At 52.6% G+C, this 22,488-nt stretch carries 19 protein-coding genes; 10 read left to right on the forward strand and 9 right to left on the reverse strand.

Going from position 1 to position 22,488, the window contains the following annotated elements; genetic code table 11:
* Window positions 1–11 precede the first annotated feature (11 nt).
* Window positions 12–1,529: an adenylate/guanylate cyclase domain-containing protein gene (locus J2I48_RS16275; protein ID WP_207336532.1), complete on the forward strand. Its 1,518-nt coding sequence runs from the start codon at window positions 12–14 to the stop codon at window positions 1,527–1,529.
* 80 nt (window positions 1,530–1,609) lie between these two features.
* Window positions 1,610–2,179, forward strand: coding sequence for an HD domain-containing protein (locus tag J2I48_RS16280; protein WP_207336533.1), 570 nt, complete (start codon window positions 1,610–1,612; stop codon window positions 2,177–2,179).
* Here the strand turns inward: J2I48_RS16280 and J2I48_RS16285 are convergent, their stop codons facing one another.
* The 5 genes from J2I48_RS16285 to J2I48_RS16305 all read right to left on the reverse strand — a co-directional run bounded on the left by J2I48_RS16285 (window position 2,180) and on the right by J2I48_RS16305 (window position 10,634).
* A complete protein-coding gene (locus J2I48_RS16285; protein ID WP_207336534.1) occupies window positions 2,180–3,334 on the reverse strand; it encodes a lycopene cyclase family protein in 1,155 nt (384 codons plus the stop codon).
* Between the two features lie 131 nt (window positions 3,335–3,465).
* A complete protein-coding gene (locus J2I48_RS16290) occupies window positions 3,466–6,864 on the reverse strand; it encodes a right-handed parallel beta-helix repeat-containing protein (RefSeq protein WP_207336535.1) in 3,399 nt (1,132 codons plus the stop codon).
* A 242-nt stretch (window positions 6,865–7,106) separates the two neighbouring features.
* Window positions 7,107–7,985 (reverse strand): lipoyl synthase, encoded by an 879-nt coding sequence (gene lipA, locus J2I48_RS16295; protein WP_207336536.1) that lies wholly within the window; start codon window positions 7,983–7,985, stop codon window positions 7,107–7,109.
* Window positions 7,986–8,126: 141 nt separating this feature from the next.
* Window positions 8,127–9,011, reverse strand: coding sequence for a hypothetical protein (locus tag J2I48_RS16300; protein WP_207336537.1), 885 nt, complete (start codon window positions 9,009–9,011; stop codon window positions 8,127–8,129).
* A 165-nt stretch (window positions 9,012–9,176) separates the two neighbouring features.
* Window positions 9,177–10,634 (reverse strand): sugar MFS transporter, encoded by a 1,458-nt coding sequence (locus tag J2I48_RS16305; RefSeq protein ID WP_207336538.1) that lies wholly within the window; start codon window positions 10,632–10,634, stop codon window positions 9,177–9,179.
* Between the two features lie 199 nt (window positions 10,635–10,833).
* Between J2I48_RS16305 and J2I48_RS16310 the strand changes: the two genes are divergently transcribed.
* Together J2I48_RS16310 and J2I48_RS16315 are read left to right on the forward strand one after the other, a co-directional pair.
* Window positions 10,834–11,259 carry an OsmC family protein gene (locus J2I48_RS16310; RefSeq protein WP_207336539.1) on the forward strand — a complete coding sequence of 142 codons (426 nt, stop codon included), beginning with the start codon at window positions 10,834–10,836 and terminating at the stop codon, window positions 11,257–11,259.
* A 398-nt stretch (window positions 11,260–11,657) separates the two neighbouring features.
* Window positions 11,658–12,173 (forward strand): hypothetical protein, encoded by a 516-nt coding sequence (locus tag J2I48_RS16315; RefSeq protein ID WP_207336540.1) that lies wholly within the window; start codon window positions 11,658–11,660, stop codon window positions 12,171–12,173.
* 300 nt (window positions 12,174–12,473) lie between these two features.
* On the opposite strand, the gene J2I48_RS16320 is transcribed toward J2I48_RS16315, so the two are convergent.
* Window positions 12,474–13,829, reverse strand: coding sequence for an NAD(P)/FAD-dependent oxidoreductase (locus J2I48_RS16320; protein ID WP_207336541.1), 1,356 nt, complete (start codon window positions 13,827–13,829; stop codon window positions 12,474–12,476).
* 139 nt (window positions 13,830–13,968) lie between these two features.
* Window positions 13,969–14,691 carry an SDR family oxidoreductase gene (locus tag J2I48_RS16325; RefSeq protein ID WP_207336542.1) on the reverse strand — a complete coding sequence of 241 codons (723 nt, stop codon included), beginning with the start codon at window positions 14,689–14,691 and terminating at the stop codon, window positions 13,969–13,971.
* Window positions 14,692–14,795: 104 nt separating this feature from the next.
* Between J2I48_RS16325 and J2I48_RS16330 the strand changes: the two genes are divergently transcribed.
* A complete protein-coding gene (locus J2I48_RS16330; RefSeq protein ID WP_207336543.1) occupies window positions 14,796–15,947 on the forward strand; it encodes a PQQ-dependent sugar dehydrogenase in 1,152 nt (383 codons plus the stop codon).
* Window positions 15,948–16,141: 194 nt separating this feature from the next.
* Here the strand turns inward: J2I48_RS16330 and J2I48_RS16335 are convergent, their stop codons facing one another.
* A complete protein-coding gene (locus J2I48_RS16335; protein ID WP_207336544.1) occupies window positions 16,142–17,023 on the reverse strand; it encodes an alpha/beta hydrolase in 882 nt (293 codons plus the stop codon).
* Between the two features lie 116 nt (window positions 17,024–17,139).
* Here J2I48_RS16335 and J2I48_RS16340 point away from each other — a divergent pair, with 116 nt between their 5' ends.
* From J2I48_RS16340 to J2I48_RS16350, 3 genes are all read left to right on the forward strand, one after another.
* Window positions 17,140–17,442: a DUF427 domain-containing protein gene (locus tag J2I48_RS16340; RefSeq protein ID WP_510186082.1), complete on the forward strand. Its 303-nt coding sequence runs from the start codon at window positions 17,140–17,142 to the stop codon at window positions 17,440–17,442.
* Between the two features lie 88 nt (window positions 17,443–17,530).
* Entirely contained in the window at window positions 17,531–18,685 is a 1,155-nt protein-coding gene (locus J2I48_RS16345) for an ATP-binding protein (RefSeq protein WP_229376373.1), read from the forward strand.
* A 219-nt stretch (window positions 18,686–18,904) separates the two neighbouring features.
* Window positions 18,905–19,816, forward strand: a complete 912-nt coding sequence (locus J2I48_RS16350) for a hypothetical protein (RefSeq protein WP_207336547.1) — start codon at window positions 18,905–18,907, stop codon at window positions 19,814–19,816.
* Here J2I48_RS16350 and J2I48_RS16355 read toward each other — a convergent pair.
* Window positions 19,779–20,408: a Uma2 family endonuclease gene (locus J2I48_RS16355; protein WP_207336548.1), complete on the reverse strand. Its 630-nt coding sequence runs from the start codon at window positions 20,406–20,408 to the stop codon at window positions 19,779–19,781. The two genes, J2I48_RS16350 and J2I48_RS16355, sit on opposite strands and share 38 nt — an antisense overlap.
* A 192-nt stretch (window positions 20,409–20,600) precedes the next feature.
* Between J2I48_RS16355 and J2I48_RS16360 the strand changes: the two genes are divergently transcribed.
* Window positions 20,601–22,244 carry a TldD/PmbA family protein gene (locus J2I48_RS16360; protein ID WP_207336549.1) on the forward strand — a complete coding sequence of 548 codons (1,644 nt, stop codon included), beginning with the start codon at window positions 20,601–20,603 and terminating at the stop codon, window positions 22,242–22,244.
* A gap of 4 nt (window positions 22,245–22,248) precedes the next feature.
* Window positions 22,249–22,488: a DUF8507 family protein gene (locus J2I48_RS16365; RefSeq protein ID WP_207336550.1), complete on the forward strand. Its 240-nt coding sequence runs from the start codon at window positions 22,249–22,251 to the stop codon at window positions 22,486–22,488.

The raw sequence follows: 22,488 nt of genomic DNA on the forward strand, positions 1-22,488 counted from the left end.
CAATTATACTCATGTTTCTGTCCTCTTTATACCGACATCTAGTTAGCTGGTTTGGCTGTAGCGTGGCGCTGTGGCTGCTTATGGCCCTCCCCCTTCAGGCGCAGCAATCGGGCGGGTCACTGGCCTATTGGGAAAAAGCCTTACCCCGCCAGACCGATAGCCTGCGCAAAGCCGAAGTGCTCCTCTTTATTTCGAAGGGGTACGAAACCACCGATCCCACCCACGCTATTGCCTACGCCCAGCATTCGCTGGACATTGGTCAGGCCAACAACGCACCCAGAACCATTGGGTTGGCCTCGCTGCAACTGGCCCGAATTCATACCCTGCTGGGCAACAAGCGCAAAGCCCGCCAGGCTCGGCGGCTGGCCGAAGCCAACCTGAAAGACGTAGACCTGATGGCCGATCTGGACCGGCTTGAAACCCAGAAGATCGCGGCCGAAGAGTCGGCAGAGGCCCAGCAACAGGCAGTGGTGGTGTCGCAGCAGCAGGTAAGTGCGCTTAGTTCCGAGACCCGGCTAAAGACCCGTGAACTAACCTTACGCACCAAACAGCTGACCCAGCAAAGCCAACTGCTGGGATCGAAAGACGCACTCATCAGCCAGCGTGATTCGGTGCTGACCAAGCGCGACTCGGTGCTGACAAGCCGAGAACTGGAGTTGCGTTTTCAGGCCGACCAAATCAAACTACTGGAACAACAACGCGCTTTGCAGGCCGCAGAGGCCGTTTACGAACGCACCGTACGCAATGCACTGCTGGCCGGGGGTAGTCTGCTGCTGGTGCTGGCGGGCTTGCTCTGGCGGCTTATTGCCAACAAGCAACGCGCCAACCGCGCCCTGGCCCGGAAGAATCACGAGTTGGATATCTCGCGCCGCCGGTCGGACGAATTACTGCTGAATATACTGCCGGCCGAACTGGTGGAAGAACTCAAGATCAGCGGCATTACCCAGACCCGCCACCACGACGAGGTGACAATCATGTTCACCGATTTCAAAGACTTCACCCGCATCAGCGAACTGCTCACCCCTACCGAACTGGTCCGCGAGATCGACTACTGTTTCCGGCAGTTCGACAAAATCATCAGCAAGTACCCCAGTATTGAAAAAATAAAAACCATCGGCGACTCCTACCTCTGCGCCGGTGGCCTGCCCGACCCCCACGCCGACCATGCCACCGAAGTAGTGGCTGCGGCGCTGGAAATCCGGGATTTCATTGCCAACCTCTGCGAAGAGCGCACCCGCGAAGGCAAACTGGCTTTCCAGGTACGCATTGGCGTACATACTGGCCCCGTGGTGGCGGGTGTGGTGGGGGCCACCAAATTTGCCTACGACATCTGGGGCGACACCGTCAACACGGCCTCGCGGCTCGAATCGGCCTGCGAAATAGGGCGCGTCAACATCTCGGACGCCACCTACCAACGCATCAGTTCGCAGTTCTCCTGCGCCTACCGGGGCCAAATTGCCGCCAAAAACAAGGCCGAAATGAGTATGTATTTTGTTGATCTCCTGCCCGAAGCTGTATCAGTTCTGTGACCTTCTCCGTCAGAACAAAACAAAAGGCTGCCTCAACCGGTATACTAATCCCGACGCAAGTCATTTTTGGCTGTTTTGTCATGCAACTGCAACACGCCTGCGACTATATGCTGAACCGGCTGGCCCGCGAACTCGACTCGCGGCTCACCTACCATAACCTGGCCCACACCACCGACGTGATGGCCCAGACGGCGCGTATTGCCCAGGCTGAAGGCATCACCAACCCAACCCAACTGGCATTGCTGCAAACAGCGGCCTGTTACCACGACAGTGGCTTTCTAAACGTTTATGACCAGCACGAGGCCGAAGGCTGCCGCATAGCCACTGACACATTGCCCCGGTTCGGCTACTCACCCGCTCAGATCAACACGATTTGCCGACTCATCAGCGCCACCAAAATCCCCCAGTCGCCAACCGATAAATTAGGCGAGATTCTCTGCGATGCCGACCTCGACTACCTGGGTCGTTCAGACTACAGCACAATCAGTGGGCACCTCCTGACCGAATGGCTGGCGTTTGACCGAATACCCGACCCAGCGCAGTGGGGAGCTATTCAACGCAATTTCCTAAGCCAGCACCGTTACTTCACCGCCACCAATCGGCGCCTGCGCAGCCACAGCAAACAACAGGTATTGGTGAGTGTGGGGTAACTAGAAAATCTTCTTCCGAAACACGTCGATGGCGCCGGCGATGAAGGGAGAGAGCGGTACGCTGTTCATAATGCGGATGTCTTCCCAGAAACTGGTGTCTTCATCCAAAAACCGGAGGATGTCTTCGGGCGGATTGCGCTGGTAGAGGTGCGTGAAGATATCATCGGCGGGGTGGCGGTTGTTTTGCAGGACGTTCAGCAACACGCTATCCAGCCAACCTTTGAATGGCTTGGTAAACCACGACTTACGCCGTTCGGGCTTGCCTGTGGCGACCAACAGGTTCACCAGCTCGCGGAGGTAGCCTTGCGTGCGCTGAAAGGTGTAGCCCGTAGACGGCTTGGTATACCCGCCCGACGTACCGATGCGCACGATATGCTCGGCAGGGTTTTCGGGTGCGGATTCGTCTGACATCGGAATGACACCAAACTCTGTTTCACTGATGGTGTAGTTACCAGCATCGAGGTAGGTGGCGATGTAGGTGCGGAGTGAATCTTCGTATTGAGCCGGTTCCAGCAAATGATCGTTGAAGATGGTGTATTCAACCAACGCTGTTTTCTCGTCAAACGGTAGGACGTACAAGAACCGGCAGTCACCTTCCTGCGCCACCCGGAAATCCATAATGCGCGGATGGTTCACGTCAAAACAGGGCTTTTCGGTGGTGATGACCCAGCCTTTAAAATGCTGCAACAGGTTGTGGTTGTCTGGGTTCTTGAGGTTAAGCGAATACGTGCTGTCGAAAACATAACCGGCCATAACCGGCTCATCGTCTACAATCAGGAAACCACCATCGGCCGTATCTTTCAATCGGTTGATGGTGCCCTGCCGAAATTCGATGTTAGGAAAATGAGCTAAATGCGCCTTTATATGGCCGTAGAAGTCGATACCCCGCAGCATCTTGTATTGATAGGCGCCAATATCGAGCGGGCCGGAGAGCGTCGTGCCATAGAAGTCGACCGTCTTCCATTTGCGGAAGATGATAGACTCAAACGGACCTTCGCCACGCTCCCAGAAGCACCAGGTCCGGTCGTTCTGATTTTTAACTTCTTTGTCAATAATCAGCATCGACCGGTCACGCAGGGGCGATAGGGTAAGGTAGTAGGCCAGACTCAGGCCCGCCATGCCGCCTCCTGCAATGATAAAGTCGTATTTTTTCATACTCGGCTCAATAACTGTCCGTGACCATTTCGGGCGGCCTTCTGTAATACACTAAGTACGTAGCTACTCAAATTGTTTCCAACCCGATTCGCTACGGATATACCCCCTACATTGTTCTAGTCCGACGGGCATTACCTAAGGCGCAAATCGGCTTGGGCTTCATCATCTTCACCGTTCAAATACCCATTACCAGCCGTCGAGTCGCTGTCGGGTTTGTCGCTGCTCAGCACCTGCGCGCGCAGCACGAAAGCGGACTTGCTGGTGGCGGCACCGGTTTTAAGTTTAATTGAACGTATTACGCTGCCCCCTGCTGGCACACTTAACCCAGCGGCAGTCACCAACGTACCGTTACTGCTCCAGCCATTGCCGCTCAGGAACGTGACCCCAGCAGGCAGTTGCACCTGTACACCCACGGCCGAAGCCGCCGCACCACCCGTGTTGGTCAGCGTCAGGTTGGCCGTCAAGGTATCATTAGCGGCCACCACGCGCCTGCTCAGGGCCAGGGTAAGTTGCAAATCGGTCTTGGTGGGGTCAACCGGTGGCTGATTAATCACCACGGCGGGCAGGGGTAGTTGGTAAGGATTGGGCGAAACAAATATGGCGGTGCTGCCTGGGCCACCTACACGGAAAAGCGTAGTTGCAGTGTCATCTTCGCCGTCACCCGTTCCCGAATCAACACGGCTATCGGGGTCTGTGTTGTTGCCCAACGTAAGCTGTGCAGCCACAGCATATGTTCCAGCTACTGTAGGCCTCAGCCGAATGGTATAAGCCGAATCTGGGGTAGTCATTTGAGCAATGAAAGCCGATAATTCCCCACCAGCATACATCACATTGGGCGGCATGTCAACCACCTGAAGATTGGGTGGAAGTTTACACTTCCATTGGGTGTAGATCAGTGGCACTGCTGGCGTCTGATTCTGAACCTGCACGGTCAGTAGTATATCGCCATTAGTGGGTACCCACAAGCGATTTGTTTTCAAAATAAGCCGTAAATCAGCCGGGGGTAATGTGTCTTTAATCAGAACCAGCGACGTAAAAGGCTTCAGCTTTACTACATCATTGAGCTTGTAGTAATTATTTTTCACATCGCGATAATTACCAGCCATAGTCAGCGTAGTATCGCGCAGGGTGGGGTTGTAGAGCAGTTTAGCGTACTCATCGGGCGGCAGGCGCTTATAAGTGCCTTGATTAACTGCCAAATTGTCAAGATATATCGGGTGACTAGATTCCACAGCCTGCACAATCAAGATGGTCTGGGTTTCAGCCATAGTAGTAATCAGCGTAGCAGATTGTCGACTGCGTGTAGTACCTATGGTCAGCGTAGCACGGTTGCTAACATCTTGATAGGGTGCAAACTTCTGTCGAAAATACACCTGCACTGTCTGAGCGCTATCGGGCGAAACAGCATCGAACTTAATACTGAAGCTATCATTGGCCGCCAACGACCCTACTTCTACTGAGGGTATTTGGTAAGAGTCGGTTTTACCCGATGGCGGCGAAAAACTGATCTTCATACTTCCACCATCTAGTGGGCTCGATGGCGTCCAGTTTATTTTTCCGTTGCCATAGGGACTCCAGGTATACCAGTTACCAAGAGATGTCTGAAAATTTTCGCCGTAATACTGCACACCATCCCCGCCACTGGGAAGGTATTCGGGGTATTGAATGGGCGTACCCCGCGAGTGTAGGTCATGCCCAAATCTTGCCCGCCACTGATCAAGTGTAATGCGAGCATACTGATAGCTGTTCACTACCGCCTGTATGTTATTGGGATTAATAAATACTGACGCATAATAATTGTTGTCGAAAACGCCATACTGTTGCAAATCATCAGCGTTTGACTCTACTTCAATCGCTATCTGTCTGGCCTCGCGCCCTACAAAAATGTTGTGTTGCACATCGTGGCCACGCATTACACACAATCCTGCGTCGTGGTACATGGTAAACTGCGACATGCCATTGTTAAATGAGGTGTTTCCATGTACCTGAACATTGTTAGTTGCATGGAGATAAATGCCCCACTGGTGATTCTGGAAAACAGTGTTATCACCGATGTCAACGTGTTGTACACAATTGTCGAGTAAAATGCCATTAGCACCCGAAAACTGCTTTTGGTATGACCCTTCTGGCGCACCCAGTCCATTATAAATGATATTTGAGAGAAGGTGAATATTTTCCATCTGGGCTTTATTCCCGTTGAAGGCATATAGTCCCCCTCCGTCGCTCTTGGTCATGCAGTAATTGGAAATCACATTTTGCCGAATGGTGGTATTGTTCCAGAACGTGATGCCGTTGTAGCCTACACTGTCGATCACGTTGTTTTCGATCAGCACGTTTTGCGCCACCGACTGAATACCGTTATACTGCCCGTCGCCGCTTTTGCCCCGCCCCGGCAGCACGCCCACCCGCCGGAGGGTATTGTTGCGCAGGATAACGTCGCGATAGTTACCGTCTACGTAAATACCGTTATTGTTGGTATTCAGCAGCTTACAGTTATCGACCAGCACGTCGCGGCCCGAGCCGGTAATGATAAGTCCATCCTCGCCCGAGTTGACCATGTCAACGCCGACGAGCGAAAAGCTGGACGAGTTACTCACTGCAACGGCCGTAGCCAGACTCTCGGCCAGGTGCAGATTGCGCAGCACCACGTTGGAGGCATTGTACATATCGACCCCTTTCTCATTGACCGTAGCTGTGATGGCCTGACTGTTGGGGTTGGCCAGCGAGTCGAACAGGAGGATAGTTTTCGACGAGGGCGTGTAGCACCATTCGCCGGACTGGTCAAGGGTTTTGGGGTGGTTCTGGATGAAAAACCCCCACCCATCGGCGGGGTAGTAGTTAGAGTTGTTGAACAGGTTGAGGGCGTTGTCATATTGGGCGTCGATGATAGCACGGTCGATGATCCACTGCGTAGGTCGCATGGCTACTTCGCCCCCGGCCAGCCCTTTTGGCAGGGTCTCAACGCTCACAATCTGGTATTTCTGGTTGTGGCTGTAGATAGTCAGGTAGCCTTTGTTGGGCGTATCAGCATTAGGGTAACGCCCCAGCGGCAGGGCCACTTCACTCCGGTGCACACCCGTTACGCGGTCGCCGCAGGCAGCGCAGTTGGCTTGCCAGACGTTGGCATTAGCGCTTGTGCGGGTCCAGCCGGTCAGGGGGATTGACCCACTCAATACAGGCTTGTTGCCAGCCCCGTAGGCTGCAAACACAATAGGCCGACCCACCGCCCCCGACCGGCTGATCTGAAGCGTACCCCGGAAGGTGTCGCCCCGCTTGAACAGCACCGAATCACCGGGTTGCAGGGCCAGCGAACTCACTTTACCCAGACTCTGAAACGCCTGCGCTACCGTCCGACCCGAGTTGCCATCATTACCCGTAGCTGAGACGTAATAGGTTGTCTGCGCCTTACCCAACCACGGCAGGAGCAACAGGCAACAGCAGAGTATGAGTTTGCCGGGAGATTGGTTGGCTAAAGAGCGAGAAATAGCCCGTTCTGAGGCCGGGCGACCAGTGGGTAATCGGTGTTTCATGAAGTCGTCGAGTAATTGGCAAGCGAAAAACCGGTGCGCGTCTACAAGGGACAGGGCAACGGGAAGGCAAAAATGCGGTATTACAGCGTACCTCCGTTTAGTTACACCTTCTAAATACGTGTAACTCTATCATATGGATTGTCTATAATACCCAGTGACTTTATATTATTATTCCACAAAAAGAAGCCCGGCTGTCTGCCGGGCTATCTATGTCATTATCTAGCAGTGGGTTAGCAACACGTTTACACATGCACGTGACGCTCGGCATGGTAGCTAGACCGCACCAGCGGGCCTGCTTCAACGTACTTGATGCCGCGCTGCTCGCCCTGTTCTTTATACATGGCAAACGTATCGGGGTGGATCCAGTCGATTACCTCGTGGTGCATTTTGGTGGGTTGCAAATACTGACCCAACGTCAGGATATCACAGCCATTTTCGACCAGGTCATCCATGGCTTTGAGCACCTCGTCCTGCGTTTCGCCCAGGCCCAGCATAATACCGGTTTTGGTGCGTTGGCCGTAGTCTTTGGTACGCCTGATCTGCTCGAGGCTGCGTTCATACCGTGCCTGCGGTCGAACGCGCCGATACAGCCGCTCAACGGTTTCCATGTTATGCGACACCACCTCCTGTCCGCCTTCGATCATGCGAATCAGGGCATCCCAGTTCCCTTTGGTGTCAGGAATCAGTGTTTCGATGGTGGTAGTCGGAGAAGCTTCTTTCACCGCCCGCACCGTCTGATACCAGATTTCGGCACCCCGGTCTTTTAGCTCGTCGCGGTTGACGGACGTAATCACAGCGTGCTTCACTTTCATGAGCAGAATAGCCTCGGCCACGCGGCGGGGTTCGTCGGTATCGTACTCGTTGGGGCGACCCGTGGCCACGGCGCAAAACGTACAGCTCCGGGTGCAGACGTTGCCCAGGATCATGAACGTGGCCGTGCCAGCACCCCAGCATTCGCCCATATTGGGGCAGTTGCCGCTTTCGCAGATGGTATGCAGTTTATAGGTATCCACCAACTTCCGCACACTGGCATATTCGGGGCCGATGGGCAGTTTCACCCGCAGCCAGTCGGGCCGTTTCTGGCGTTGCTGTTGGGACGGAATTACCGGTAAGTCAATCATGGTGTATCTCCACTCGTTTCTTCAAAAATGCGTTTGAGCGGGGTAAAGTTCTTTTTTAATGTGCAATGTATAATGGCTCCGCACAGGAAAGCCCGGTCGCGGAGCCATTATTCATTGTACATTATACATTGTACATTAAAGTTACTTCTTCGACCCAAAGAACAGCGTCACGTAGCCGGAGGTGAAGAAATTGCGATTGCCTACTTCGCGGCCACCGGCGGTGGGGTCGAGGTTGGGGATGATGATGATCGTTTTGGGAAACATTTCGGCCAAAAACCCGATTTCAACGCCGGTAGTGTTGTTGCGGAACGCGCTTAGCTCGAAGCTAAGGGCCGCTTTGGCATGTATGCCCACCGTGAGGGTCGATTCGCCCAGGCCTTTAAAGAAACTACCCGACCCAACAATGTTTTCGGCCGAACTGTAGGCCTGTGCATACGGTACTTGCCGGGTAGTATTGCCCGATGACACCTCTACGTAATAGGGTTTGATGATGCCCAGCGAAGGGCCTACTGCAAAGATGGCGTTGACCGAAATACCCTCGTCGGCATTGCGCCGGAACAGGGCCAGTTCACGGCCATACTGGGGCCGGACCACGAACAGGTAATTTTCTTTGCCCGGCGTGATCGACGAGCCACCGAAATTATTCTGGGGAGAGTACTCGCGGGGGCTTCTTACGTTGACCACCTCAAGGCTCAGGTAGCGGTATTGCGGCTTGCCAAACAAATCGGTGTCCATGCGCCGCGACTGCCGGAACACCAGGCCGCCCAGCAAACCAGCGTTGGTATTGGTGGTGATACCAAACGTGGTAACCGTCTGGTATTCATCATCTTCACTGGCCTCTGCGGTGGCTTTGGGTGGTACAGGAGATTTAGCCCGGCGGGTAGCCGCATTGCCCGTAGTAGCTGCGCCCACCGATGAACGCGTCCTGGTAGGGGCTGCTTGTGGAGCCGTCTGTGCCTGAGCACTACCCACCGTTAGCCATAGACTACCGAGACTTGCCCATAAAAGTGTATAAACCGAGCGCATAGCTATTTTTTCTGAATACGAAAGTTACTGCTTTTCAGTAAAAACGCACAGACACAGGGGGATGTTTTAAGTGAAAGAGTGAATGGTGAAAGAGTGAAAGTTGCTTATGCGAGAGATTACTCAGGCGTAAGCAACTTTCACTCTTTCACCATTCACTCTTTCACCTTAATGCCCTCCTTTGCTGGCAACGGCCTGATCAAAGTCAATACCTTGTTTACGGAGTACCCGCTGAACCAGGATGCCGAATAAGAACAAGTAAGCAAAGCAGACCACCGCCACCAGATAGGAGCGTTGAATGCCCACCAGATCAGCAATTTTGCCCTGCAATAGCGGAATAAGGGCACCACCCAGGATCATCATAATCAGAAATGCGGCACCCTGGTTGGTGTATTTGCCCAAACCAGCCGTACCCAGTGAGAAGATGCTCGGCCACAAAATAGAGCAGAACAGCCCACCGCTGATGAGGGAAAACAAGGCAACTTTACCCGTGGTAAATACGCCGATCAACGCCAAAATGGCCCCCACTGCCGTAAAATAAAGCAGGATGGTCACGGGCTTTTCGCGGGCGGCCAGGAAGGTGGCAATCATCACGACTACGCAGATAACATAAGGCAACAGGTCAGTAACGTCGCCGCTATAAATGGCGTTAACACCAAGCACGATAGCGAACGCTACAAACGGTACAACAAATACCAGTATGCGCTTTAGTTGTGCCGATGGGTTGAAGTTGCCAATAGAAGCCGTCCAGCGGCCAATCATCATGCTGCCCCAAAACAAAGACACGTATTTCGATACCTGCGAGGCTTCAAGGTGTTCTACTTTCTTCAGGTACTCGCCCAGGTTCGAACCAATCGTTACCTCTACGCCCACGTACACGAAAATGGCGGTCATGCCCAGCACCAATTGCGGGTATTTCAGCACGCCGGTGCCCACTTCCACCTTTTCATCGTTGGTGATGTGGGGCAGTTTTGAGAGTTTAAAGAACATAGCCAGAGCCAGAAAAAGGCCTCCCAGAATTAGGTATGGCACTTTCACCGACTCGACGGTGGCGGTTTTGGCGGCTTCGGGCGAGATAGACCCGAAGATGGCAAACGACACGATCACGGGACCGATGGTGCCGCCCAGATTATTGACCGCCCCACCCAGGTTGATGCGTTGCGCGCCCGTTTCGGGTGGTCCCAGCGCAATCATAAATGGCTGAGTGGCGGTCTGTTGCAGCGAGAAACCGAGGCCCACAATAAACAGCCCCGATAGCAGCAGAGCGTAGGACTGAAGCTGCGCGGCGGGGTAGAACAACAGCGTACCCACCGCCGAAATCAGCAGGCCATACACAATACCGTTTTTGTAGCCAATGCGGTTGAGCACGTCGGTCTTCATAGATGCCGACACCAGCAGGTAGAGGATAGACCCCACGAAATAAGCCGCGTAGAACGCAAAGTCGATGTACTGCGCCTGGGTTTGGGTGAGGTGAAATTTGTCTTTGAAGAGGGGAATCAGAATACCGTTCGAGGCCGCCACGAAGCTCCAGAAGAACCAGACGGTCATGAGCGTGTAGAGCGCCGACTGGTTGTCGGACTGTTTGACAAGGGGCTGGCCCGACGGGGCAACAGGTTCGTTCACCATGTGCGTAAAAGTTAGGTTAAGGCAACGGAAAGGAGTTGATTATTGGCCCGAAAAGGCGCTGGAATGACAAAACTAACCAGATTCCGGCAGATGTTTGCTCTTCTGAATGTTCTATCCAGAAGTCTTTAACAACGCGTTTGTAACGCGCCTGACCAGCTGTTTTCTCTTACTTTTGCCATTCACGAAGCAACCTCCCACTATGGCAACCATCCAGATCAATTACCTCGGCGACCTCCGCACGGAAGACCTCCATCTGCAATCGGGCACGCGCATCCATACCGATGCCCCCACCGACAATCAGGGCCGGGGTGAGGCCTTCTCCCCTACCGACCTGGTAGCCAACGCCCTGGGCACTTGCATCCTGACCACAATGGCCATTTTTGCCCGCCGCGACGGCATCGAACTGGCCGAAAGCAGCGCCGACGTGACCAAGATCATGAGCAGCGAACCCCCGCGCCGCATTGCCAAAATCGAGATCGACCTCACGCTCCGCGCCAAAACCACTTCCGGCGAACCCCTCACCGACGCCGAAAAAGCCAAGCTGGAACGCATTGCCCACACCTGCCCCGTAGCCATCAGCCTCCACCCCGACCTGGAGCAGGCCGTGACGGTGAAATGGGTATAGTTACGTGTAGTTGCGTAGACACAGCATATAACCGAGCTTCAAGGACATAAAAGCCCCCTCGACCGGCTATAAGCCAAGGTGTGCCAATACGAATTCCCAAAAGCCACAATACAAAATGCGCTACGCGCATTTTGTATTGTGGCCCTACCTTTCAATAAATATCCATATCATAACAATTTGATAATCAATAGTTTAGTACGAATGAAACAGTACATTTTGACTGTAAGATGATTCTGAGCTATATTGTAAATGCAAAACCGAAACATGCGCCTATTTATGAGTTGTGCGTTATGGCGAAGAAACTTATAGTTCCAAAGTTCACTGACTATCCAAGCCAACAATTTTAATCTATTTGATAAAGGGAGACAATAACTGTAATTTTAATTTTAGAATAAAACATGAAAAATAAATCGTTTCTTTTCCTTTTTCTGGTATGCTCAACAACTTACTTGACAGCACAGACACCAAATTCTAACTACAAATTAACCAATGAGTTTGTGAATTTCTTTGTTGGTAGTTGGGCAGGAGACGGAGAATTTCCCAACGGCAAAAAAATATCGGCTAACTTAACTTTTGAGCTAACACTTGACAGCAGTTGGATAAGCTACGAACATACTGACAAATTACCAAACCGATATAAAGCTCTTTCTATGTGGGGCGTTGATATGTTGAGTGGACAATTTGTAGCCTACACATTTGATAATTTTCACGGACACAGAAAATTTGTAAGTGACGGTTGGAAAGACAACAAACTTATACTTACGACAAATGAATACTACCCTCAACGTGGGCTTTTATTTCAACATTTTATTTATGAAAAACTCACTGACAAAAGCTTTAAAATGACTTACGAAACCAGTAAAGACGGAATTACTTGGAAATTAGGAGATTTCTTAGTTTTCAGTAAAAAGTAAAATGATGAGAAAAGCCACAAACGCACAACATGGGGTTTGCTGCAAATGTGGCTGGACGTTGTTAGCACCGGTAGCAGTTCGCTATTCAGCTTCAGTCCGGGCTTGACGGAATGCTATTGGGCTTTTAGTTTTTAACTTGTACTTTTAGTTCATCAATCAGCAGCGGTTCCGGGCAGACGGAATACTAATTCCACACCTGTAGCAAGACCCATTAAAAAGGGCTGCTACGAATTTGTAGCAGCCCTTTTTAATGAGATAGATTCCCTTATAAACTACATAGCCAGGCGCTACCAGATGGGCTTAAGCGAATAGCCCGAACAGGCCCTTCTTGGCTTTTAGCTTTACGCCTATACCGGAGTTTTCGGCGTTGAACTTGGCTAGGATGGCGGCTTCGTATTGGCGGAAAAATTCGGGGTCGAAGTTGGCTTGGGGGAGGTGTTCAAGGACGTGTTGAATGGGGCGGCTTTGCTCGATCCAGTTGGTCCAGACGTCCTGCCGTTGGCGAATGCCCAGGGCGTTCATGCCCGTTATGGCCCCACCCTCGGCGCGGTAGTTGATCCGCAGCCCGATTTCGCCGTTCGGGTGCTCCCAATAGAACGTCTTCAGTGAGCCATCGTCGGGCAGGTTGGCGGGGACGTCGCCGTAGGTTTGGTACTCAATGTCGAAGAATTTGGCCGAGTTGAAGAAGACGCCGGGGTTGTAGACCGTCGGCTTGCCCAGCAGGGTTTTGGCCACGGTTTCGCCCATGATCCGGCCTGTATACCAGATTTGTTCGGTGGGTCTGCGCATGGCCCCGTTGGTGCTGCGGGGCGGGTTACGGTGCTGCACACAGTCGCCGATGGCCCATACGTTGGGGAGGTTGGTTTGCAGCGTTTCATCTACCAAAATGCCCTTGTCAACGTCCAGCAGTCCATTTCTGAGCCAGTCTATGTTGGCCGACACCCCTACCGACACGCCCACAAACTGCGCGTCGAGGCGATTGCCCGCTTTGGTCGTTACGCCCCCCACGCGCCCGTGGCCATCGTCGTGGAGGTCGGTCACTTCAGTGTTCAGGTGCAGGTCTACGTGGTGCGCCCGGATATGCCGCGTCACTAGCTGCGATTCTTCTTCGGGCAGCACCGACCGCCAGAAACTGGCTTCACGAACCAGAAACGAAACGGGAATGTGGCGCGATAGCAGCATCTCACAAAGTTCAATCCCAATCAGTCCGCCACCCACCACCACCGCTTTCCGGATGCCTTCGGTGGTGAGTTGTTCCATTTGATCAAGGTCGGGTTTGCCGTACAGTCCCTGTACCCCGCGCAGCGTAGTATTCAGGCTGCCGGGTCGGTTTGGTTTCGACCCCAGGGCCAGCACCAGCACGTCGTAGGTTAACACGGTGCCGTTGTCGGTAGTGAGTGTTTTTTGCTCAAAATCGATCCGGTTCACATGCGCCCGCAGCAGGCCGATGCGGTTTTTAGCCCAGAAATGGTCTTCATACGGCTTAGTATGCGCGTAGGTCATGTGGCCCATGTAAATGTACATGAGGGCAGTGCGCGAGAAAAAATGGTCCGTTTCCGACGAGATAACGGTGATTTTATCGTCGCTCCCTTTCCGTAATTCACGAGCCGCCGTGATCCCGGCAATACCATTTCCAATAATAATGACCTGACGCATGAGGGAGAAATAGTGGTGAGTGATAAACCGGTCCGCCGGTGCGGGTGAGTGGTAAGTGTATTGCCGCTACAAACACAGGAATATACGTTACTGATGCAATTACGGTTTACACTTACCGTTCACCACTTACCGTTTACCACTATTTTTTCTTTCCGCCCGGAATTGTGGGGCGCACTTCGATCTTGCTGGGCAGGGTGCGGGGGTGCATGCTGAGCAGGTCGATCACGAGCTTGCCGATGTCTTCGGGCTGAATTTTCCAGGCGTCGGCGTCGCTGGGTGTATGGTCGGCAAATTCGGTGGCCACCGAACCGGGCATGATCGTGCTGACTTTGATGCCCTCGGCGCGAAGGTCGAGCATGATGGCCTGGGTGAAGCCCACCAGCCCAAACTTGCTGGCGTTGTAGGCCGACGCTTTTTCGAAGAAATTGGTCCCCGCCAGACTAGCAATGGTGATGAAGTAGCCCTCGGTCTTTTTCAGTTCGGCCAATGTGGCTTTAATTGAGTTGAACACGCCCGTCAGGTTGATGTCGATGGTTTCGTGCCACTGTTCGGGGGTCAGTTCCTGAATAGGTGCGAAGTGCCCTACACCCGCGTTGGCAATGACGTAATCGAGTCGCTCCCAGCGATTAACCACTTCATCCACAACGCGTTGCTGCGACGCCAAATCGCGCACATCGGCGGCCATCCCGAACGCGTAGCCGTCGTGAAGTTCATTTAATTTGGCTGCGGCTTCGTCGGCGGCCTGCTGCGACCGGCTGGTGATGGCCACCTTCACGCCGCTTTTAATGAGTGCTTCGGCCACGCCGTAGCCAATGCCTTTCGAGCCGCCCGTGACGAGGGCCGTTCTGATATGATCTGCCATGATTTGTACGTTGTTTAGAGCATATAAGGCCGTTGGGGCGTTATAGGTTTCGACGGCTCAGCGCTTCTGACCGAAAAATGATCTTTCGTCAACAAAACTCAACCATGAAAAATACCCTGCTGCTACTTACCTGTTGCCTCGGCGTGTGGGCCTGCACCCGCACCGCCGACCCCATCAGTGACCCCACGCCCCCAACCAATCCCACGCCGGCGGTGCAGACAAAGACCCTGCTAACGGGCTATGAGATCATCTGGGGCATGGATTTTTTGCCCAACGGTGATCTGATCTTCGGCGAGAAACGCGGACGAATCTACCGCCGGTCGGGCGAGGTGGTGACGGAGTTAACCGGCCTGCCCACCGACATCAACAGCAGCGGGCAGGGTGGGCTGCTCGACATTCGCGTGCACCCCAACTACGCCGCCAACGGCTGGATCTACGCTAGCTACGCCGCCTCGGCAGCGGGCACCACCAACACACAGCTCAATCTAGTTCGCTTCAAGATTACCGAAAACCGCCTTACCGAGCTGCAAACGCTCTTTCGCGCCGCCCCCACCAACCAGTGGAAAGGCCACTACGGCAGCCGGATTGAGTTCGACAAAAGCGGTTTCCTGTATTTGAGCATCGGCGAAGGTGGCCCCAGTTCGTACGGCGGGGCTACTTCGCCCAACAAAAACGCACAGAACGTGCAGACCGAATGGGGCAAAGTACACCGCATGACCGACGCCGGTGCCGTGCCCACCGACAACCCGATTCTGCCCGGCAACACCGCCCCGACTACCGTATTTTCGTACGGTCACCGCAATCCGCAGGGCCTAATTGTCAACCCCACAACCGGCGATATGTGGGAAAGTGAACACAGCGCTAAGGGCGGCGACGAACTGAACATCCTGAAAAAAGGGGCTAACTACGGCTGGCCCCTGGTGTCGTACGGCATCAATTACGACGGCACCACGATCTCGGCCAGCCCTACGATGGCGGGTGTTGAGAACCCCATCTACACCTGGACGCCCTCTGTTGGTCCCTGTGGCTTGGCGTTCATCACAAGCGATGCTTTCAAAACCTGGAAGGGTAATTTGCTGGTGGGTGGTTTGGCCCTGAATTACCTCAGCCGACTGGAGTTAGATGGCAACAAGGTGGTCCGGGAAAACAAGTTGCTGGAGGGCAACCGCATCCGCAACGTGAAGCAAGCCCCCGACGGCAGCATCTACGTGTCGGTAGAGAACCCAGGGCGGGTGCTGCAGCTTACGTTGCAGTAAGTGGGGTTATTGTATTGCTTCGCGCTGATTGGCTACGCGCTCTAGGCCCTTCGACAGGCTCAGGGTGACAACGACCTTGGATCAACTCAGGAAGATTATTGTAATGCCCTGTCACCCTGAGCCTGTCGGGGACGCCTAGTCGAAGGGCCTAGAGCGCGAAGCAACAACATTTTCACTCATTACCCCTCAGTAAATCACCCCTTTACCAGCGCCAGCAACTCACGGTAGATGATGTTGCGTTTCCAGAACAGTTGCTTCACCATCGGCACGTGTTCTTTGCCGGGAATGACCGTCAGCTGGCTTTTGTTTCCCGCCGCCAGTAGCTTTTCCTGAAAGGCATTAGACCCCTGAATGATGCTTGGGTAGGTCTTTTCGCCCACAAACAAGAGCATGGGTGGTAGCCCGGCCCGCACCTTAAACAGCGGCGACACGGCCCGCCAGCCTTCGGGGTTGGTGCCAAACGACACCAGGTACTGCTTGTCGGCGGGGTTCTTGGTTTCCTTCAGAAAATCGTACATGTCGATCCCGGCGGGGTCGTCCAGAATGGCCCCTTTGACGGGGTTTTTGGGCATACCGATGGCCGAAAACAGGGCATCGTCGGTGGCCAGCAGCGCGGCCAGTCCGCCCCCTGCCGAGTGGCCCATGACGTAGATTTTGTTCGGGTCGCCGCCGTAGTCGGCAATGTGCTGCGAGACCCACTGCACAGCGCGGGCGCAGTCGTGGCTCATGGCGGGCACCTGCACGTTGGGCGCGAGGCGGTAATTGATAATCACGGCCACCACGCCCTGCTTAGCTAGTCGCCGACCAATAAACCAGTAGATATTTTTGTTGCCGCTGTTCCAGTTGCCGCCATGAATAAATACCACTACGGGCTTTGCCGTGCCTTTTTGGTGGTTAGGGCTATACACGTCGAGCAGGTGCCGGACGGGATCGAAACCGGGGGTGGTAGCGGCCAGGTAGGGTATATTTTTGGTGCGGTGGCTGGTGAAGCTGATGGCCACTGCCGACGAGATACTGTTATAGCAGAGCAGGCAAATGAGGGCGAAAACGGGCAGGCGAAACGGGTAAATGTGCATAGTGAATGGACCGGTGAATGACGTAGGTATCAGCAAACCTAACGCTTTATGCACCGAAAGGTTATTGGCTCACCACCAGATACCTATAACGAAAGCCTGCCTTGGCGAGTTAAGTGATTACGCAAACAAAGCACACAATGAAAGCGATCTGGAACGGCCAAACCATTGCCGAAAGTGATGACACAGTGGTGGTTGAAAACAACCATTATTTCCCCAAAGAGTCGGTGAAGACCGAGTACCTCACCGACAGCACCACGCACACTACCTGCCCCTGGAAGGGCCTTGCCTCCTACTACTCGCTCACCGTCGACGGCAAAACCAACCCCGACGCCGCCTGGTACTACCCTGACCCTAAAGCCGCCGCCAGCCAGATCAAAGACCACGTAGCGTTCTGGAAAGGCGTAAAAGTGGAAGCGTAGGCCTATTTTGTAGGCTGCTTGTAGTAATTTTATCCTTGAAAATTGTATAGTCAACTTTGAATTTTCAAGGATGGTCGTTCGCGCGATAATGGCACGTTTGCTGGAAGATCTGGCTTATTTTCCAGTAGTTGGGTTGGTAGGACCCCGTCAGGTTGGCAAGACAACCCTGGCTAAAGGACTTGCGGGTCAGTTTACCAAGCCAATTGTCTACTTCGACTTGGAGTTAGAATCGGACAGGCGACGACTCACCGACGCAGAAACATTTTTGCGCCAATACACTGGCTATTGTGTGGTTATTGATGAAGTGCAGCGAATGCCGCAACTTTTTCCACTCCTTCGCGCCCTGGTTGATCAGCAACGTGAACCAGCACGTTTCTTACTGTTGGGGTCGGCCTCACCGGAGTTGGTACGAGACAGTTCAGAGAGTCTGGCAGGGCGAATCAGCTACATTGAGCTGATGCCATTTTCGTGGCCGGAGGTTCTCTCACAGAGTACCATTCAAGAACATTGGCTTAAGGGCGGTTTCCCTAATGCCTTTCTGGCACCGCGCCTGCCGCTCACATTTCGCTGGCTGACCAATTTTATCCAGACATATATTGAGCGCGACCTGCGCCTACTGGGCTACGAACTGTCTGGCCGGCTGTTAACGGATCTGCTGAAAATGGTCGCACATGTTAATGGTAACGTGCTGAATATTAGCGACTTGTCTAGATCATTGGGCGTTTCACAACCTACTGTAAACCGGTATCTCGATCTGCTGACGGGCAGCTTTGTTATACAGCGGTTGGCTCCCTATTCGGTCAATGTAAGCAAGCGACTCGTAAAAGCACCCAAGCTTTACATCCGTGATTCGGGCGTGTTGCACCAACTGGCGCAGACCATTACGTACGATGCATTGTTGGGCCACCCGGTGGCGGGGGCATCGTGGGAAGGCTACGTAATCGAACAAATCAGGCGGGTGGTAGGTAACGACTGGTCATTCTATTACTACCGCACTCATGCCGGGGCCGAAATCGACTTGCTACTTATTGCTCCAAACGGCAAGAAAGTGGCTATCGAGATCAAGTTGTCCAATGCTCCTACTGTGTCGAAGGGTTTTTATAGCAGCCTTGACGATCTTCAGGCAGACTACCAGTTTGTCATCATCCCCACCGGCGAAAGCTACCCCAAAGACAATAATCTGTGGGTTTGTAATCTCACCGATTTTTTGATCAATAGACTACCTGAGATATATACAGAGTAAGTGGATTCTGTATAGTTGAAAGAATGCATAGACGCTGTGGAAATGCCCGTTTAGATTATCGTACTCAAGCTCCACCTCGTCTAGGTCTTGTTGCCCAACGGCACACACCTAACCTACCCGAATGGCCTGCTGCAAGACCCAATTTTAAGGCTTGAAATGGATGTAGATCGGTTAATGCGTTTAAGGAAGTAAATCATTTATATTCTAAACACAGAAATTATGCTCTGGCGACTACACATCAAACCTGATTGGAGTAAAGGAAAAACTCGCGACGATGTAATAAACTATTGCATTACTAACAAAGTTGCTGGCATTGGTTGGCCTGTAAACATCGTACCTCAATCTGCTCAAGAATACGAGTTGGCAGCTTTAGCAGAATATAAAAGCAGATGTTCTGCAATTGCATTTGCAAAAAAGATTTCCATTGGGCACTTTATTTGGACTAGAGATGGACACGGCAACTACTATTTGGGCCGTGTGGTAGGTGCCTGGTTTTACTGTAATAAGGAAGAATGTAATGATCTAGATATACCAAACCAAATCCCATGCGACTGGATGGAGGTTGGACTCGACGAAAAAGTGCCAGGAAAAATAGTTGCTTGTTTCCGTTCTCCAAGAACATTACAATCTATAGAAGATGAAGATAAATCCATGTTACAGCAGTCAGCATGGATTTTTGGCAGTAACACTAAAGATGAGTTGTTACTGCATGCAACAAGACAAGAACTAAACGCTAAAGATTTTTTCAGACTGATAAGCTCAGAAGACTGCGAAGACGTAGTAGGACTATATCTTCAAAAAATGAAGGGATATTGCATTATCCCAAGCTCTTGCAAGAAAGATACAGTTGGTCATGAGTTCATACTAAAGCATTCTGAGACATTTGAATTGGCTTTAGTCCAAGTAAAGCAAGGTAAAGTTCCACTGAGTAATAAATCTTTAGGAAAAGCTGATCACATATTTTTATTTACCACGGAAGGATACGCTAGTTCTGAATCTAGTAACGTGACTATATTAAGTGCAGATGAATTATTTTCTTTTGTAAAACAGTACGAAAGACTTCTTCCTGAGAAAATTAGATATCATTTCTCCATCAATACTCAATCTCTTCCTCATCCAGCAACTGTTTGACGTTGAGTTGGCAATTATCTATCACGTTGATTGACGTTGACCAGTCTACAATGTGCCAGGTGGGGTCGTTGCGGTCGATGACGTAGATTTTTTGTTGCGACGTGATAATCCAGAAAACGCGTTCAACCCCAAAGTCGAGGAGTTTACGCGCCTTTTGCATGACGTATCCATCTGCTCCGTTTTCAAATTCGGTGACATCAGCTTTGATGTCTACCTCGATTACTACTTTAGGCGGGATGTCAAAATACTTACCACGCAGTTTATTTATTTTAACCTTTTCGTAAATGACTACGTCGTTACACAAATTATCATTTAACGCGAGATGAATACCAATTTCATTGGTTGCCAGCAAGTAGGCCTTGCGGTCAATCATGCCAAACAAATGGCCATTTATCAGTGAGACTAACACTCCCTGCAAATCAGAGCATGACATAACTTCTTCGATGGTTTTTTTACCCGTCAGCACATCGCGGTAGCCTTTGTAGTAGACAGGTTTTCCGGCCCACTGCTCATAGATGAGCGCGGCAGGAATGGCACGTCTCGCGGTGCGGCGTGGTGGGGTACCTCTCTGTTTGTCAGCAAGCGCAGTCATACATTCCTCTGTTGAATGAGTATCTAAGTTAGCTATAACCGATCGCAGGAGCAAATTAGACGCTCGTTGTGCCTTCGCAGTGAGGATCCTTCCAGCCATTCGTCACAAAAAATGGCCTTAGAACCGTGTAGGCCGTAGATTGTGCTGTTTTTGGTCTTATCTACCGAACAAAACCAATACAACGTATCATACATGAATAGACGAGACTTCATCAATCTGTCGGGCTTGGGGGTCGGGGGGTTGCTGGTGGGCAGTATTCCCGTCATGGGCTATGCCGTACCCAGTCAGCGCCTGCTGGAACCGGGGGCCGACGTGGCTACCAAAAAACGACTGGCCGACATTGCCCTCAACGCCGCCAAAAGCCGGGGCGCTACCTACGCCGACGTGCGCATTGGCCGTTACCTTCAGCAGTTTCTGTTCACCCGCGAAACCCGGGTGCAGAACATCACCAACGCCGAATCTTACGGCGTGGGCATCCGTGTCATCGCCAACGGTACCTGGGGCTTCGCCGCCACGTCAGACGTAACGCCCGACGGCATTGCCAAGGCCGCACAGACCGCCGTATCCATTGCCAAAGCCAACGCCCGGCTCCAGAAAGAACCCGTGCAACTGGCCCCGCAGGCGGGCGTGGGTGAGGTGTCGTGGAAGACGCCGATCAAAAAAAACGCGTTTGAGGTTCCCACGCAGGAAAAGGTAGACCTGCTGCTGAAAGTGAATAGCGAGGCCATGAAAAACGGCGCCAGCTACGTAATATCGAATATGTTTTTCGTGAACGAGCAGAAGTATTTCGCCTCTACCGACGGCTCGTATATTGATCAGGACATCCACCGGATTTGGCCCACGTTCACGGTCACGGCGGTAGATCGGGCGGCGGGGAAATTTCAAACCCGCGACGCGCTCAGTTCACCAATGGGCATGGGCTATGAGTACCTCGACGGTACGGCGTCGGAGAAGATTTTGGCACCAAATGGCCTTGTGGGTTATCGCAACGCCTATGACATGGTAGAAGACGCCACCCTGGCAGCCAAGCAGGCGAAGGAAAAGCTGACGGCTAAATCGGTCTCGGCGGGTAAGTATGATCTTGTTTTGGACCCCAACCACCTCGGCCTCACAATCCACGAATCGGTTGGCCACCCAACGGAACTTGACCGGGTGCTGGGCTACGAGGCCAACTACGCCGGTACCAGTTTCGCCACGCTCGATAAGTGGAAAACGAAGTCGTTTAAATACGGCTCGCCGCTGGTGAACATCGTGGCCGACAAGACGCAGCCGCATACGCTCGGCACGGTGGGTTACGACGACGAGGGTGTGCCCGCCAAGCAGTGGGATTTGATCAAAGACGGCGTGCTGGTGAACTACCAGGCCATCCGCGACCAGGCGCACATCATTGGCGAAAAGGCCTCGCAGGGCTGCTGCTACGCCGACAACTGGAGTTCAGTACAATTCCAGCGGATGCCCAACGTATCGCTAAAGGCCGGGACCGAAAAACGGTCGGTGACGGACATGATCAAGGGCGTGGAGAAAGGCATCTACATCATTGGCCGGGGTTCGTATTCCATTGACCAGCAGCGGTATAACTTCCAGTTTGGGGGCCAACTGTTTTACGAAATCAAGAACGGCGAACTCGTGGGAATGCTCAACGACGTGGCCTACCAGAGCAACACCCAGGAGTTCTGGAACTCGTGTGCCCAGCTTTGCGATCAGGACGATTACCGCACTTTCGGCTCGTTTTTCGACGGTAAAGGCCAGCCCAGCCAGATTTCAGCCGTATCGCACGGCTCGGCAACCACACGATTCAACGGGGTAAACGTTATCAATACGGGAAGAAAGATTTAAGGTTATGACCGCGCCAAAACACCTCAGCAACATTCAGGTAGAGCTGTTGAAGCTTTATGCCAATGATCTACCTACGGAGCAACTGCACGAAATTAAACTGATGCTGGCCCGCTATTTTGCCCAAAAAGCAACGGAAGCAATGGATAAGCAGTGGGATGAACGTGGATTCACTGAGCAGGATATGGTGAATTGGACAAACGAACATAACCGACAGTATAAAGACACACTGACAACCGGGCGGTAA

Source organism: Fibrella aquatilis (genome assembly GCF_017353255.1).
Lineage (GTDB): Bacteria > Bacteroidota > Bacteroidia > Cytophagales > Spirosomataceae > Fibrella > Fibrella aquatilis.

Coding starts and splice junctions, on each gene's coding strand:
- J2I48_RS16300 (WP_207336537.1), bottom strand. CDS start 9,011: ATGCGCTCGGTTTATACACTTTTATGGGCAAGTCTCGGTAGTCTATGG.
- J2I48_RS16330 (WP_207336543.1), top strand. CDS start 14,796: ATGAAAAATACCCTGCTGCTACTTACCTGTTGCCTCGGCGTGTGGGCC.
- J2I48_RS16365 (WP_207336550.1), top strand. CDS start 22,249: ATGACCGCGCCAAAACACCTCAGCAACATTCAGGTAGAGCTGTTGAAG.
- J2I48_RS16290 (WP_207336535.1), bottom strand. CDS start 6,864: ATGAAACACCGATTACCCACTGGTCGCCCGGCCTCAGAACGGGCTATT.
- J2I48_RS16335 (WP_207336544.1), bottom strand. CDS start 17,023: ATGCACATTTACCCGTTTCGCCTGCCCGTTTTCGCCCTCATTTGCCTG.
- J2I48_RS16315 (WP_207336540.1), top strand. CDS start 11,658: ATGAAAAATAAATCGTTTCTTTTCCTTTTTCTGGTATGCTCAACAACT.
- lipA (WP_207336536.1), bottom strand. CDS start 7,985: ATGATTGACTTACCGGTAATTCCGTCCCAACAGCAACGCCAGAAACGG.
- J2I48_RS16325 (WP_207336542.1), bottom strand. CDS start 14,691: ATGGCAGATCATATCAGAACGGCCCTCGTCACGGGCGGCTCGAAAGGC.
- J2I48_RS16310 (WP_207336539.1), top strand. CDS start 10,834: ATGGCAACCATCCAGATCAATTACCTCGGCGACCTCCGCACGGAAGAC.
- J2I48_RS16285 (WP_207336534.1), bottom strand. CDS start 3,334: ATGAAAAAATACGACTTTATCATTGCAGGAGGCGGCATGGCGGGCCTG.
- J2I48_RS16275 (WP_207336532.1), top strand. CDS start 12: ATGTTTCTGTCCTCTTTATACCGACATCTAGTTAGCTGGTTTGGCTGT.
- J2I48_RS16350 (WP_207336547.1), top strand. CDS start 18,905: ATGCTCTGGCGACTACACATCAAACCTGATTGGAGTAAAGGAAAAACT.
- J2I48_RS16305 (WP_207336538.1), bottom strand. CDS start 10,634: ATGGTGAACGAACCTGTTGCCCCGTCGGGCCAGCCCCTTGTCAAACAG.
- J2I48_RS16355 (WP_207336548.1), bottom strand. CDS start 20,408: ATGACTGCGCTTGCTGACAAACAGAGAGGTACCCCACCACGCCGCACC.
- J2I48_RS16360 (WP_207336549.1), top strand. CDS start 20,601: ATGAATAGACGAGACTTCATCAATCTGTCGGGCTTGGGGGTCGGGGGG.
- J2I48_RS16280 (WP_207336533.1), top strand. CDS start 1,610: ATGCAACTGCAACACGCCTGCGACTATATGCTGAACCGGCTGGCCCGC.
- J2I48_RS16345 (WP_229376373.1), top strand. CDS start 17,531: ATGGCACGTTTGCTGGAAGATCTGGCTTATTTTCCAGTAGTTGGGTTG.
- J2I48_RS16320 (WP_207336541.1), bottom strand. CDS start 13,829: ATGCGTCAGGTCATTATTATTGGAAATGGTATTGCCGGGATCACGGCG.